The sequence below is a fragment of the Azospirillum rugosum genome, assembly GCF_017876155.1.
Taxonomy (GTDB): domain Bacteria; phylum Pseudomonadota; class Alphaproteobacteria; order Azospirillales; family Azospirillaceae; genus Azospirillum; species Azospirillum rugosum.
This window is the reverse complement of sequence record NZ_JAGINP010000017.1, coordinates 88,814-103,094: the sequence shown is the minus strand read 5'-3', so window position 1 is coordinate 103,094 and position 14,281 is coordinate 88,814. Positions and strand designations below refer to the sequence as shown.

Below are 14,281 nucleotides of genomic sequence, written 5' to 3'. Positions count from 1 at the left end.
CTACCCGCGGCGCTTCATCCGGGCGGCGATCTCGCCGACGATGCCGCGGCGGAACACCAGCACGCAGACCACGAAGATCGCGCCGATCACCACGGGGACCGGCAGGTTGGTGGCGGCCAGATAGTTCTCCAGCGTGACGACCAGCGCCGCGCCGATCACCGGGCCGAACAGCGTTCCCATGCCGCCCAGCAGCGTCATCAGCACCACCTCGCCCGACATCTGCCATTGCACGTCGGTCAGGGTCGCCAGCTGGAAGACGATCGCCTTGGTGCCGCCGGCGAGCCCGGCGAGGCTGGCCGACAGGACGAAGGCCAGCAGCTTGTACTGGTCGGTGCGGTAGCCGAGCGAGATGGCACGCGGCTCGTTCTCGCGGATCGCCTTCAGCACCTGCCCGAAGGGGGAATGCACCGTGCGCCAGATGACCAGGAAGCCGAACAGGAAGACCACCAGCACGGTGTAGTACATGGTCAGCGGCTGACTGAGGTCGAAGACGCCGAACAGCGTGCCGCGCGGCACCGCCTGGATGCCGTCCTCGCCATGGGTGAAGGGCAGCTGAAGAGCCATGAAGAAGACCATTTGCGACAGCGCCAGCGTGATCATGGCGAAGTAGATGCCCTGGCGCCGGATCGCGATCATCCCGAAGACCAGCCCCAGCGCCGCGGAGAACAGCGCGCCGAGCAGGATCCCGATCTCCGGCGGCAGGCCCCAGACCTTCACCGTGTGCGCGGTGATGTAGGCCGCTCCCCCGAAGAAGGCGGCGTGGCCGAAGCTGAGCAGCCCCGCGAAGCCGATCAGCAGGTTGAAGGCGCAGGCGAACAGGGCGAAGCACAGCACCTTCATCAGGAACACGGGGTACAGCAGGAAGGGCGCGCCGAGCAGAACCGCCAGCAGCACGCCCATGGCGAGCAGGCCGGGCGTGGCCGGGCCGGTAGCGGACGCGGTTTCGCGGCTGACGGCGTGGGTGTCGGTGGCCATGCGTTACTTCTCCCGCCCGAACAGGCCGGCGGGCTTGATCATCAGCACCACGGCCATGATGACGAACACCACGATGTTGGACGCCTCGGGGTAGAAGACCTTCGTCAGGCCCTCCAGCAGCCCGAGGCCGTATCCGGTCAGCACGGCGCCGAGGATCGAGCCCATGCCGCCGATCACGACCACCGCGAACACGACGATGATGAGGTTGGAGCCCATCAGCGGGCTGACCTGGTAGATGGGCGCGGCCAGCACGCCGGCCAGACCGGCCAGCGCCACGCCGAACCCGTAGGTCAGCGTGACCATGCGCGGCACGTTGATGCCGAAGGCCTGGACCAGCACCGGATTCTCCGTGGCCGCGCGCAGGTAGGCGCCGAGCTGAGTCCGCTCGATCGCGTACCAGGTAGCGAGGCAGACGACCAGAGACGCCGCAACCACCCAGCCGCGGTAGTTGGGCAGGAACATGAAGCCCAGGTTCTGGCCGCCGGCCAGCTCCCGCGGGATCGGGTAGGGCTGGCCCGACACGCCGTAGAGGTGGCGGAACAACCCCTCGATCATCAGGGCGATCCCGAAGGTCAGCAGAAGGCCGTAGAGGTGGTCGAGCTTGTAGAGCCGGCTGAGGAGCGATTTCTCCAGCAGCACGCCGACGGCGCCCACAGCCAGCGGCGCCAGCAGGAGCGCCCACCAGTAGCCGATCCCCACCTGCGTCATCAGCAGCCAGGCCACGAAGGCGCCCAGCATGTAGAGCGCGCCGTGCGCGAAGTTGATGACGTTCAGCATGCCGAAGATGACCGCCAGCCCGAGGCTGAGCAGCGCGTAGAAGGACCCGTTGATCAACCCCAGCAGAAGCTGACCGAACAGCGCCTGGGGCGGGATGCCGAAGATGGTGGGCATGGCTGGCCTCCCTGGCTCGCGCTATGGCCTCTCCCTCATGACGGAGGCCGCCCCTCCCGGTGGTGCCGAAGAGGGGCGGTCGGATGGCGGATTACTGGCTGGCGATCTTGCAGCCGCTCTCCGCGACGGTGGCGAAGGCCTCGTCGCCGGGGATGGTGCGGATGATCTGGTAATAGTCCCAGGGGCCCTTCGACTCGCTCGGCTTCTTCACGCGGGCGAGGTACATGTCGTGCACCATGCGGCCGTTGGCGAGGATCTTGCCGTTCTTGGCGAACATGTCGTTCACCGGCATCTCCTTCATCTTCGCCGCGACGGTCGGGCCGTCGTCGGTGCCCGCCGCCTCGACCGCCTTCAGGTAGTGGCGGACGGCGGAGTAGCTGCCGGCCTGGACCATGGTCGGCATCTTGCCGGTCTTCTCCATGAACTTCTTCGACCAGGCGCGCTTCTCGTCGTCCATGTCCCAGTAGAATCCGGTGGTCAGCACCAGATCCTGCGCGACCTGGAGGCCGAGCGCGTGGACGTCCGACAGGAAGATCAGCAGGCCGGCGAGCTTCTGCTGGCCGCTCTGCGTCAGGCCGAACTCGGAGGCCTGCTTGATCGAGGTGATGGTGTCGCCGCCCGCGTTGGCGAGGCCGATGACCTGCGCGCCCGACGACTGGGCCTGGAGCAGGAAGGAGGAGAAGTCCGCCGTGTTCAGCGGTGCGCGGACCGCGCCCTTGATGGTGCCGCCGGCCTTCTTGATCTCGGCCGAGGTGTCGGCCTCCAGCTGGTGGCCGAAGGCGTAGTCGGCGGTGATGAAGAACCAGTTCTTGCCGCCCTCCTGCACCATGGCGCGGCCGGTGCCCACGGCCAGCGCGCGGGTGTCGTAGGCCCAGTGGAAGCCGGTGGGCGAACAGGCGCTGCCGGTCAGGCTCGACGTCGCGGGGCCTTCCATCAGGAAGATCTTTTTCTTCTCCCGCGTCACCTCCTGCACCGCCAGCGCGACGCCGGAATTGGGCACGTCGACGATGACGTCCACGTTGTCGCGGTCGATCCACTGGCGGGCGAGGTTGGAGCCGATGTCGGGCTTGTTCTGGTGGTCGGCGGCGATCACCTCGATCGGCTTGCCGAGCACCTTGCCGCCCATCTCCTCCACCGCCATCCGGGCAGCGACGGCGGACCCCTCGCCGCCGAGGTCGGCGTACAGGCCGGAGCGGTCGTTCAGCACGCCGATCTTCACGACGTCGGCGGACACCTTGCCCTGCTGGGCCTGCGCCGTGCTGACCGACAGCGCCGCGAGAGCCGCGCCGACAAGCAGTTGCTTCACCATGTTTTTCCTCCCCGTTCGTTGATTATGGACGTCAATTGCGCCGCCGTTCGTGGGCGCCGCTTCACCATCAGACACCAAGATATTCGTGGAGTTTCTCCATGTTCTGGGCGAGCTGGTCGTTGGGGATCATGTCCACGACCTGCCCTTCCTCCATCACGTAGTGGCGGTCCGCGATGGTGGCCGCGAAGCGGAAGTTCTGCTCCACCAGCAGGATGGTGAAGCCGCGCTGCTTCAGCTTGCGCACCGCCACGCCGATCTGCTCGATGATCACCGGGGCGAGGCCTTCCGTCGGCTCGTCCAGCAGGATCAGGTCCGCCCCGGTGCGCAGGATGCGGGCGATGGCCAGCATCTGCTGCTCGCCGCCGGACAGGCGTGTTCCTTGGGTGGAGCCGCGGCCCTGGAGGTTCGGAAACAGCTCGTAGATCTGCGGCACGGTCATGCCGCCCTCCTTCACCACGGGCGGGAGGGTCAGGTTCTCGTCCACCGACAGGCTGGCAAAGATGCCGCGCTCCTCCGGCACGTAGCCGATGCCGAGGCGGGGGATCTTGTGCTGCGCCATGCCGATCAGCTGCTGCCCCTGGAACTCGATGGAGCCGGTGCGCTTGCCGACGATCCCCATGATGGAGCGCATGGTCGTCGTCTTGCCGGCGCCGTTGCGGCCGAGCAGGGTGACCACCTCCCCCTGCCGCACCGTCAGGCTGACGCCGTGCAGGACGTGGCTTTCGCCGTAGAAGGCGTGGAGGTCGGCGATCTCCAGCATCGCGGAGCGGCTGTGCGAGGCGTCAGGCATGGCCGGTCCCCATGTAGGCTTCGCGGACCCGCGGGTGCCGGGACACCTCGGCGTAGGGCCCCTCCGCCAGGATCTCGCCGCGGGCCAGCACGGTGATCCAGTCCGACAGGTCGGAGACGACGGACAGGTTGTGCTCCACCATCAGGATGGTGCGGTTCGCCGACACGCGCTTGATCAGCGCGGCGATCCGGCCGATGTCCTCATGGCCCATGCCGGCCATCGGCTCATCCAGCAGCATCATCTCCGGCTCCAGCGCCAGGGTCGTCGCGATCTCCAGCGCGCGCTTGCGCCCATAGGGAAGCTCCGCCGCCGGAAGCTGGGCGTAGACGGCGAGCCCGACGTCCTCCAGCAGCTCGTAGGCGCGGCCGTTCAGCCGGTTCAGCACCGACTCGGACGTCCAGAAGCGGAAGGAGTTGCCGAGCGGCCGTTGCAGGGCCACCCGGACATTCTCCAGCACCGTCAGGTGCGGAAAGACCGCCGAGATCTGGAAGGAGCGGATGATCCCCATCCGCGCGACGTCCGCCGGCTTCACCGCGGTGATGTCCGTCCCGTTGAACAGGATCTGCCCGGTGGTGGGCTGGAGGAACTTGGTCAGAAGGTTGAAAACGGTGGTCTTGCCGGCCCCGTTCGGACCGATGAGCGCGTGGATCGACCCGCGTTGGACGCGCAGGCTGACATCGCGGACCGCGACGAAGCCGCGGAATTCCTTGGTCAGGCCACGCGTCTCCAGAATGACGTCACCCGACATGTCCTCCCCGTTCCCTTATGCGCGGCGCTCCTGGCGGGACCGCTTATCGTTGGTTCCGGATCACAATTTGGTTGTGACACTGATAGCTTACGGAAAGAACATCATTCCGTCCATCCGGAACGACCAAGTGTGTGACATTCCACCACAGGTTCGGCCACCACAGGTCCGCCCACCACAGGTCCGCCCACCACAGGTCCGCGCCGCCCGCCCTCGCGCGCCCGGTCGAGCATCCGCATCACCGGGGTCACCGTCGTCCCGTGCACGATGATGGAGACCAGGACGACGAATCCGACCAGGGCCCAGAGCTGGTTCGGCACCCCGAAATGCGCCGCGTTGAGCGCGAAGGCGAGATAGTAGAAGGACCCCATCCCGCGTATTCCGAAGAAGCCGATGGCCAGCTTCTCCCCGAACGGCATCGACAGGCCGGACAGCCCGACCAGCCCCGCCACAGGGCGCACGGCGAAGAGGATGATGACGGCGGCCAACACGTCGATCCAGCCCAGCGGCACCAGCAGCCCGTGCGCGACCGCCCCGCCGAACAGGACGAGGAGGAGCATCATCAGCAACCGCTCGGTCTGCTCGATGAAGTCGTGCAATTTTTCGTGGTACTTGTGGTTGCGCTCCTCGTGACGCAGCGACAGGGCGGCGACGAAGACGGCCAGGAAGCCGTAGCCGTGCACCAGTTCCGTCAGGCCGTAGGCGATCAGCGTGATGCCCAGCGACACGAACCCGTCGCCGGTGCGCGACAGCTTCGCGCGATTCGGCAGGCGGAAGGCGGCGATGCCCAGCACCTTGCCGACCAGCCAGCCCATGCCGACGCCCGCCGCCAGCTTCCACAAAACGTCGACCGCCAGCCACTCCAGCGTCCAGGCGCCCGGCACGGGGCTGTTCAGCGCCATGGCGATGGCGAGGTTGGTGAAGGGGAAGCCCAGACCGTCGTTGAGCCCGGCCTCCGACGTCAGGCTGAAGCGGATCTCGTCCTCCTCCCCCGACCGGGGCGGCCCGACCTGGACGTCGGAGGCGAGCACAGGGTCGGTCGGCGCCAGGGCGGCGCCCAGCAGCGCGGCCGCCGCGACGGGCAGACTCAGCACCCACCAGCCGATCACGCCGATCGCCAGGATCGACAGCGGCATGGTCACGCCAAGCAGAAGCCACGTGATCTTCCACGACCGCCAGCCGGGCGGGCGGTCGAGCTTCAGCCCGGCCCCCATCAGCGCGACGATGACGATCAGCTCCGTCAGCCGCTCCGCGGCGACCGGGTATTGGAGCGGGTCGGGGGCCTGCAACCCCGGCGCCTGAAAGACCAGGAAGCCGAAGGCCACGCAGACGATGGGGAGCGAGAGCGGCAGTTCCTTCAGAACCATCGGCAGCCAGGCCACCATCAGGATCAGGAACCCCAGGCAGACCAGGGCGACGATGTAGGAGGACATAAACCATCCGAAAGGCTGCGTTCACCTGAGAACGACAACGGGCAATCGGACAGGTCGGCACGGGCTGTGGTCGGTCGGGCTCCATGCGGTGCCGGCACGCACGGACCAAAGGCCCCGGATTCCGGGCAGAAAAAAAGCGGCCACGCGTGGCCGCATACCGACTCGCGGCGCGCCCCGGGCTGCATGCCCAGGGCGCGCCATCAGACGCAGGAGCCGGAAACCGCGGTTGTGCAGCCCTCGAACCGGCCCTCGAACCGGTTAAGCCCGGGGGCGCAATCAGGCCGCGGAGGTCAGCGGAAACCCGCTGTAGTCGAGGGAGGCCGACCAGAAGCGTTCGAGCTTGCGCAGGGTCTCGTTCGCCTTGACCAGTTCCTCGTCGCTGAAGCCCGCCTTCTCCAGCGCCGTGAGGTGGCGCTCGAACATGCGGCTGATCTTCTCGCGGAGGTCGAGCCCCTTCTCGGACAGGCGGACGCGCACCGACCGGCGGTCGTGCGGCGAACGCTCCTGCCCCAGATAGCCGTTCTCGACCATCTTCTTGACGTTGTACGACACGTTGGAGCCGAGATAATACCCGCGCGCCGTCAGCTCGCCGACGGTCATCTCGTCCTCGCCGATGTTGTACAGGATCAGGCTCTGGACGTTGTTGATGTCCTGGATACCGAGCCGGTCCAGCTCGGTCTTAAGCACCTCGAGAAAGTGACGGTGGAGCCGTTCGATCAAGAGGATGCTTTCGTAGTAGGGTTTGCGCACCGCGGTCTCCTTTGGCTCGTACCGGACGTGGGCCGACCTGTGGCCATTCCGGGTCCTTAAGATGAGATTAACCGATCATTCGACCGTAATCATCTCAATAATGCCGGAAAAGCCCATCCGCACCGTCCTGAGTTGCAGAATTGAAGCCCGGGCACGCCGGCCACTTCGCAAGGCGAAGGTTTCGCCGCCGCTGCCCGTTCATTCGTTCTTTGTCATGAGCACACGCATCTTGCGGCGCTGCAGCGACGGCAAACGCACCAAATGCGGAATTCCGATGATCCGGCGCGCCGCTTCCTGACCGAACGCCTTGCCCGTCCGGCCGCATGTCGCACCGACTTTTCCCCGCCGCCGCTTCCTGCATCACCGCCCTCCCCCCCTCCGGCGTCTTCTTCGTTGCCCGCCGATTCCGACAACCGGCGCGTTTGAGACAAGTCCCGCAGGGATTTCCCGATACTAACGCAAAAGGACGCGGAAAGTGCCCGCGTCCTTGCACGTTCTAAGTGCGATTTAGGGGCACTTCAGCACCCGCCGCGCACCGATCATTCAGAGAAGATCAAGTCGCCGCCCGCCGGGACCGCGAAATGCCGCTCCACGTCGGTGTCGGCAACCTCGGCGAGCGACGCGGGGTTCCAGCGCGGGTTCCGGTCCTTGTCCACCAGCGCCGCCCGGATGCCCTCGTAGAAGTCGTGCCCGGCGAGGAAGGCGAGGCTGAGCCGCAGCTCCTGCACCATGCAGGCGTCGAAGTCCAACCGGCCGCCGCGGCGGATGGCCTCCAGCGTAACCTTCAGGCTGGTCGGGGACACGCGCTTCAGCGTGGCGAGCTGGCCGGCCGCCCACTCCGTGCCTTCCGCCTCCAGCGCCGCGACGATGGCTTCGACCGTGTCGTGGGCGTAGCAGCGGTCGATGGCCGCGCGGTTGGCCGCGACCGGCGGCTCGCCCGCCGATTCCGCGTGGCGCGCGATCGCCTCGCCGGCCGGCACGCCCTCGGCCAGGTCGGCCACCAGCGCCTCCAGCTTGGCGCTCGGCACGAAGGCGTCGGCGGCGTTGACGGCCAGCATGTCCGCCGCCTTCAGCCGATCGCCGGTCAGGCCCAGCCACGTCCCGACCTCGCCCGGCAGGCGCGGCAGGAAGTAGGTGCCGCCGACGTCGGGGTAGAGGCCGATCCCCGTCTCCGGCATGGCGAACAGCGTGCGCTCGGTCACCACCCGGTGGGTGCCGTGTTCCGACAGGCCGACGCCGCCGCCCATGGAGATGCCGTCGATCAGCGCGACGTAGGGCTTGGGCAGGTTCTTGATCAGGCGGTTGAGGACGTATTCCTCGCTGAAGAAGGCGCGGATGCTCGCCCCGTCGCCGCGCCCCTCGCGCGCGGCCTTGCCGGCCTCGTACAGGCTGACGACGTCGCCGCCGGCGCAGAAGGCCTTCTCGCCTGCGCCCTGGATGACCACCGCCTTGATCGCGGGATCGGCCGCCCAGGCGCGCAACTGCGGGTCGAACAGGCGAATCATGCCAAGCGTCAGGGCGTTCAGCGCCTTCGGGCGGTTGAGCGTCACGAGCCCGATGGAGCCACGGCGTTCGAACAGGATCTCGGCAGCGTCGGTCATGGTTGTCGTCGTTTCCCGATGCAAATTGTTGGGGCGGAGTTGTTTTTGCGCCGCGATGATACGGCCGTGGTGCGGTGTGTCAAATTGCCCGTGACGAACGCCCCCGGCGGAGCGCGTAGGTTGGGTGGAGCGGCAGCGGAACCCAACATTGTCGGCATGGCGGGGTGTGTTGGGTTGCGCTGCGCTCCACCCAACCTACGAACGTTCCTGGGACGGGAGCGGGATTGAACCTCACGACTGGCGGACGCCCGCGTGTGGACGCGACGGAACACCGCCCCCGCTTTTACCGTTGCGCGGCACAGCTTATGTCGATGATCGGCAGCACCGCGGAAGGACGCGCACACTCATGACGATCCCCAGCTGGACGAGTTCCAGATGAAGACCGCCATCATCCTGAACCGATCCGCGGGCACGCTGGCCGGCCAGCCGATCGACGATACCGTCGCGGCGATCCGCCATGCCTTCGAGAAGCACGGGGCCGAGGTGGAACTGGCCGCCGCCGAACCGGCGGCCTGCCACGGCGAGATCCAGAAGGCCATCGACTCCGACGCCGACGTGGTGGTGGTCGGCGGCGGCGACGGGACGATCCACACCGCAGCCAACCTGCTGCTGCCGACCGGCAAGGCGATGGGGATCCTGCCGCTCGGCACGCTGAACCTGCTGGCCCGCGACCTGCAGACTCCGCTCGACCTCGACGCCGCCTTCCAGGCACTGGCCGACGGGGAGTTGCGCGCCATCGACGTGGCGGAGGTGAACGGCGAGCTGTTCCTGAACAGCTCCGTCCTCGGCTTCTACCCCAACGTCGTGCAGGAGCGGGAGGAGAAGCGCAAGCGGCACCGCCTGCTGAAGTGGCCGGCCATGGGGGTGGCGCTGGCCAAGACGCTCTACCGGCTGCCGCTGCTCGACGTGCGGATCGACTGGGGCGAGGGGCCGCGGCGGGTGCGCACCCCGGTGCTGGTGGTGTCCAACAACCCCTATGACGGCGAGGCCGGCAGCATGCTGCTCCGGCGCAACACGCTCGATTCCGGGCAGCTGGGCGTCTATGTGGCGCGCCACCGCGACGCGTGGGGCCTGATGCGGCTGATGGGCCGCAGCGTGATGGGAACCTGGCAGCATGATGAAGAGTTGGAGACGCTGACGGCCACGCAACTGACGGTGCACAGCCGGCGCCGGCGGCTGAAGATGGTCAACGACGGGGAGGTGCAGCAGTTGGAGCCGCCGCTGAACTACCGCATCCGCCACAAGGCGCTGACGGTGCTGGCCCCCCGGCGCAACGGCACGTGAGGGGAGCGTAAGGGGCCGTGAAGACCTTGGCGCACATCTCCGACCTGCATTTCGGGCGCATCGATCCGCGCGTGGTCGAGGGGCTGCTGGCCGACCTGACGGCGCGGCGGCCGGATTTGATCGTCATCTCCGGCGACCTGGTGCAGCGGGCCAAGGTCAGCCATTTCCGGCAGGCGCGCGCCTTCCTGCAGCGCCTGCCCTTCCCCTATCTGGTCGTGCCGGGCAACCACGACATCCCCGTCTACAACGTGGTGCGCCGCTTCCTGAACCCGCTCGGCAACTACAAGCGCTACATCAGCAAGGATCTCAGCCCCTTCCACATCGATTCGGAGATCGCCGTCCTGGGCATCAACACCGCGCGGTCGGTGATCATGGACTTCTCCGAAGGGCGGATGAACAAGGCCCAGATCCGCCGGGTCCGCGAGGTGTTCTGCGAGGTGCCGAACACCGTCTTCAAGGTGCTGTTCACCCACCACCCTTTCCTGCCGCCGCCCGACGCGCCGAACACCAAGCTGGTCGGCCGCGCCAAGATGGCCCTGCCCGCGCTGGAGACCTGCGGTGTCGACCTGCTGCTGGCGGGGCACCTGCACCGGGCCTATTCCGGCGACATCATGACCCATCACACGCAGGTGGCGCGCTCCATCCTGGTGGCGCAGGCGTCCACCGCCACCTCGACCCGGCTGCGCAACGAGGCCAACGCCTACAACCTGATCACCATCGCCCCGCCGCGCGTGACCTTCGAGGTGCGGTCGTGGGAGGGGGCGGCCTTCACCGGCGGGCTCGTCTCCGTCTGGCGGAAGGACGGGCAGCGCTGGGCGCTGGAAATGCAGGACACGGGATTCAGACCTGTCAGCGGTGCGGCTTGAGTCGCCGGCGCCAAGAGGCGTAGGATCGCCGCGCACGTATTAAGAGCACTCAGGTACCCGATGTCCGCCTCGCACTTCCGGTCCCAGGCCGCCTTCCCGCGCACCCGTCTCCGCCGCAACCGCGTCGACGGCTGGACCCGCCGTCTCGTCGCCGAACACACCCTGACCGTTGACGACCTGATCTGGCCGGTCTTCGTGATCGAGGGCCAGAACCGGCGGGAGCCCGTCGCCTCCATGCCGGGCGTGGAACGCCTGACCATCGACCTGCTGATCGAGGCGGTCGGCGAGGCCGGCAACCTCGGCATCCCCTGCGTGGCGCTGTTCCCAGTCGTGGGATCGGAGGGCAAGTCGGAGGACGCGGCGGAGGCCTACCGCCCCGACAACCTGATGAACCGCGCCATCCGCGCGCTGAAGACCGCGGTCCCGGACGTCGGCATCCTGGGCGACGTGGCACTGGACCCCTACACCACCCATGGGCACGACGGCATCCTGCGCGACGGCTACATCCAGAACGATGAAACGGTGGAGGTGCTGGCCCGCCAGGCCCTGTCGCAGGCCGAGGCCGGCGTGGACATCGTAGCACCCTCGGACATGATGGACGGCCGCATCGGCATGATCCGCGACCGGCTGGACGCGGGCGGGCACGAGCGGGTCCGCATCTGCTCCTACGCCGCCAAATACGCCTCGGCCTTCTACGGGCCGTTCCGCGACGCGGTGAACTCCGGCAGTTTCCTGAAGGGCGACAAGAAGACCTACCAGATGAACCCCGCCAACACCGACGAGGCCCTGCACGAGGTCGCGCTCGACCTCCAGGAAGGCGCCGACATGGTGATGGTGAAGCCGGGCCTGCCCTACCTGGACGTCATCCGCCGCGTGAAGGACGCCTTCGCCGTCCCGACCTTCGCCTACCACGTGTCGGGCGAATATGCGATGCTGCGGGCTGCGGCGCAGAACGGCTGGCTGGACTACGACAAGGCTCTGATGGAGACGCTGACCGGCTTCAAGCGCGCCGGCACCGACGCCATCCTGACCTACGGCGCCGTGGACGCGGCGCGCCTGCTGAAGCGGGGGTAAGCCCCCCTACTTCGGGGTTCCCTTCCAGACCTGGAACTGCGGCGTTTCCAGCAGCAGGTCGGCGTGGCCGAAGGCGGTCTTGAACAGCTTGCCCACGCCGGCCGTCCGCTGCGTGACCGCGACCAGGGAGCCGCGCAGCTTCAGGTATTGCTTGGTGCCGACGACCAGCGCCTCCAACATGCCGAAATCCTCGTCCTTGCCGCGGTGGAGCGGCGGGTTGGAGAGGATCAGGCCGAACCGCTCCCGCGCGCCCAGCCCGGCCAGCCCGTCGCTCAGCACGCACTCGGCATCGGGCACGTTCTGGCGGGCGGCGTGCAGGGCGACGGCGTCGACGTCCAGCAACGTCAGCTTGGCGTCCGGCACGCGCTCGCGCACCGCGCGGGCGATCACGCCGGCGCCGCAGCCGAAGTCCAGCACGGCCGTGCCCGCCGCGATCTCCGGCAGGACCTGAAGCAGGCATTCCGTGCCGGCGTCCAGGCGACCGTGCGCGAACAGGCCGGGGTAGGAGACGAGGTCGAGCGCCCCGTCGTTCCCCGGAACGTCCACCGCGACCGTCTCCCGCCAGTCCTCCAGATTGCCCCGGGCGGATGCGGCGGTGCGGCGCGTCTCCAGGACTCGGGCGCGGCGCTTGATGGCCAGCGTTTCCAGCCCGTCCAGCAGGCCGTCGAAGCGCTTGGGCGCGGAGGTGATGCCCTCGTCGTTGCTGCCGACGATCCACAGCGGCGCACCGACGGGTAGGCGGGCGGCGAGCGCGTGCAGCGCCATCTCGAACGCCGCCCAGCCCCGCGGCAGTCGCAGCACCGCTCCGTCGAAGGCCCCGTCAGGGGCCCACGCCGCGGCGGGCTTGCCGTCGAGCGCGAGCCGGTTCCAGGAGGAAACCTCCGCCCCGCCCTCCTTGAGCGCGCGCGCCATCGCGCCGTCCGCATCGCCGGCCACGAGGATGCGCCCCTGCGGGCGGCGTTCGGCGAACAGGTCGGCGGCGACGCCGGACACGGTGGCTTCCCGGTCGCCGGCGCGGTTGGACAAGCGGCTCACGTCAATTCTCGTCAATGGTCGTTTTGGAAAAGGAATTCACCACAGAGACACGGAGACACGGAGAATGCACGCTCTCTGTGTCTCCGTGTCTCTGTGGTGAAGTACGTTCCTTCCTGTCAGCCCTTTTCGCGCATCAGGCGGGCCTTGTCGCGCTGCCAGGTCCGTTCCTTCTCGGACTCGCGCTTGTCCTGCTTCTTCTTGCCCGTCGCCAGCCCGACCTGGACCTTGGCGATGCCGCGGTCGTTGAAATAGACCGACATCGGGATCAGCGTGATGCCCTTCTGCTTGATGGCGCCCATGAGCTTGTTCAGCTCACGGCGGTGCACCAGCAGCTTGCGCGGCCGCTTGGTCTCGTGCTGGAGCCAGCGGCCGGCCTGCCCGTACTCCGGGATGTACGCGTTGAACAGGTACAGTTCGCCGCCCTTCAGGCCGGCGTACGCCTCATTCACGCTGGCACGCCCGCCGCGCAACGACTTCACCTCGGTGCCGGTCAGCATCACGCCGGCCTCCAGGGTGTCTTCGATGAAAAAGTCGAAGCGTGCGCGGCGGTTCTGTGCCGCGATGCGCCTTGGTTCGGGCTCGCGGGGGGCCACGTTTTTCTCCTCCTCCGCGGGTTGGTGCCGTCCCTTAGGACAGCACCCCCGCCTTCGTCATGGCTTCGCGGACGATCGTCCGCGTGTTCTCCGACGCGGCGACCAGCGGCAGGCGAACCTCGTCCGTGGACTTGCCGAGCAGGCTGGCGGCGTATTTCACCGGGGCCGGGCTCGTCTCCACGAACATCGAGTCGTGCAGCGGGGTCAGCAGGTCGCGGTACTTGAACGCGGTGGCGTAGTCGCCGTTCCGCCAGGCGTTCTGCATGGCGGCGCACTGCGCCGGCGCGATGTTCGCCGTCACCGAGATGCAGCCGACGCCGCCCTGCGCGTTGAAGGCGAGCGCGGTGATGTCCTCGCCCGAAAGTTGAATGAAGTCGGGACCGGCCTCCTTCAGCAGGCGCGCCGGGCGGGCGAGATCGGCGGTCGCGTCCTTCACGCCGATGATGTTCGGCAACTTCGCAAGACGCGCCATCGTTGCCACCGACATATCCACGACACTGCGGCCGGGAATGTTGTAGATAACGATCGGCAAATCCGCCGCGTCATGGATCGCTTTGAAATGCTGGTACAGACCTTCTTGCGTCGGCTTGTTGTAGTAGGGAGTCACCACAAGCGCCGCCGTGGCGCCCGCCTGCTTGGCGTGGCGGGTGAGGGCGATCGCCTCCTCGGTGGAGTTGGAGCCGGTGCCGGCGACGACCGGGACCTTTCCGCCCGCGGCCTCGATGCACAGCTCGATGACGCGGTTGTGCTCCTCGTGGGACAGCGTGGGCGACTCGCCCGTCGTGCCGCACGGGACGAGACCGTGGGTGCCCTGCGCAACCTGCCACTCGACGAAGGACTGGAAGGCGGCCTCGTCCACTTTCCCGTTTTTGAACGGGGTCAAAAGAGCGACGATGGAACCGTACAACATGCCTGCCACCTCCGACGGACTGCAA

Annotated in this window: 14 protein-coding genes; 3 read left to right on the top strand and 11 right to left on the bottom strand. The window is 67.7% G+C overall.

Going from position 1 to position 14,281, the window contains the following annotated elements; genetic code table 11:
• From J2851_RS22165 to J2851_RS22130, 8 genes are all read right to left on the bottom strand, one after another.
• Window positions 1-975 (bottom strand): branched-chain amino acid ABC transporter permease, encoded by a 975-nt coding sequence (locus tag J2851_RS22165; RefSeq protein ID WP_209768959.1) that lies wholly within the window; start codon window positions 973-975, stop codon window positions 1-3.
• A gap of 3 nt (window positions 976-978) precedes the next feature.
• Window positions 979-1,866, bottom strand: a complete 888-nt coding sequence (locus J2851_RS22160) for a branched-chain amino acid ABC transporter permease (protein ID WP_209768958.1) — start codon at window positions 1,864-1,866, stop codon at window positions 979-981.
• Between the two features lie 91 nt (window positions 1,867-1,957).
• Complete coding sequence (locus J2851_RS22155) at window positions 1,958-3,175, bottom strand: ABC transporter substrate-binding protein (protein ID WP_209768957.1); 1,218 nt, start codon at window positions 3,173-3,175, stop codon at window positions 1,958-1,960.
• A 67-nt stretch (window positions 3,176-3,242) separates the two neighbouring features.
• On the bottom strand, window positions 3,243-3,965 hold the full coding sequence (locus J2851_RS22150; protein ID WP_209768955.1) for an ABC transporter ATP-binding protein: 723 nt from the start codon (window positions 3,963-3,965) through the stop codon (window positions 3,243-3,245).
• Window positions 3,958-4,713, bottom strand: a complete 756-nt coding sequence (locus J2851_RS22145; RefSeq protein WP_209768954.1) for an ABC transporter ATP-binding protein — start codon at window positions 4,711-4,713, stop codon at window positions 3,958-3,960. The genes J2851_RS22150 and J2851_RS22145 overlap by 8 nt, the downstream gene beginning before the upstream one ends.
• Window positions 4,714-4,814: 101 nt before the next feature.
• Window positions 4,815-6,143, bottom strand: coding sequence for a cation:proton antiporter (locus J2851_RS22140; protein ID WP_209768953.1), 1,329 nt, complete (start codon window positions 6,141-6,143; stop codon window positions 4,815-4,817).
• A 276-nt stretch (window positions 6,144-6,419) separates the two neighbouring features.
• Entirely contained in the window at window positions 6,420-6,893 is a 474-nt protein-coding gene (locus tag J2851_RS22135) for a MarR family winged helix-turn-helix transcriptional regulator (protein ID WP_014240398.1), read from the bottom strand.
• Window positions 6,894-7,432: 539 nt separating this feature from the next.
• Window positions 7,433-8,494 carry an enoyl-CoA hydratase/isomerase family protein gene (locus J2851_RS22130; protein WP_209768952.1) on the bottom strand — a complete coding sequence of 354 codons (1,062 nt, stop codon included), beginning with the start codon at window positions 8,492-8,494 and terminating at the stop codon, window positions 7,433-7,435.
• A gap of 375 nt (window positions 8,495-8,869) precedes the next feature.
• On the opposite strand from J2851_RS22130, the gene J2851_RS22125 reads away from it, so the two are divergent.
• From J2851_RS22125 to hemB, 3 genes are read left to right on the top strand one after another with little or no spacing between them, the layout of a single operon-like run.
• Window positions 8,870-9,778 carry a diacylglycerol/lipid kinase family protein gene (locus tag J2851_RS22125; protein WP_209768951.1) on the top strand — a complete coding sequence of 303 codons (909 nt, stop codon included), beginning with the start codon at window positions 8,870-8,872 and terminating at the stop codon, window positions 9,776-9,778.
• A gap of 17 nt (window positions 9,779-9,795) precedes the next feature.
• Window positions 9,796-10,644, top strand: a complete 849-nt coding sequence (locus tag J2851_RS22120; protein WP_209768950.1) for a metallophosphoesterase family protein — start codon at window positions 9,796-9,798, stop codon at window positions 10,642-10,644.
• A gap of 60 nt (window positions 10,645-10,704) precedes the next feature.
• Window positions 10,705-11,718, top strand: coding sequence for a porphobilinogen synthase (gene hemB / locus J2851_RS22115; protein ID WP_209768949.1), 1,014 nt, complete (start codon window positions 10,705-10,707; stop codon window positions 11,716-11,718).
• Window positions 11,719-11,724: 6 nt separating this feature from the next.
• On the opposite strand, the gene J2851_RS22110 is transcribed toward hemB, so the two are convergent.
• The 3 genes from J2851_RS22110 to dapA all read right to left on the bottom strand — a co-directional run bounded on the left by J2851_RS22110 (window position 11,725) and on the right by dapA (window position 14,256).
• Window positions 11,725-12,753: a class I SAM-dependent methyltransferase gene (locus tag J2851_RS22110; RefSeq protein WP_209768947.1), complete on the bottom strand. Its 1,029-nt coding sequence runs from the start codon at window positions 12,751-12,753 to the stop codon at window positions 11,725-11,727.
• 116 nt (window positions 12,754-12,869) lie between these two features.
• Window positions 12,870-13,346, bottom strand: a complete 477-nt coding sequence (gene smpB / locus J2851_RS22105) for an SsrA-binding protein SmpB (RefSeq protein ID WP_209768945.1) — start codon at window positions 13,344-13,346, stop codon at window positions 12,870-12,872.
• 34 nt (window positions 13,347-13,380) lie between these two features.
• On the bottom strand, window positions 13,381-14,256 hold the full coding sequence (gene dapA, locus J2851_RS22100) for a 4-hydroxy-tetrahydrodipicolinate synthase (RefSeq protein ID WP_209768943.1): 876 nt from the start codon (window positions 14,254-14,256) through the stop codon (window positions 13,381-13,383).
• Window positions 14,257-14,281 lie beyond the last annotated feature (25 nt).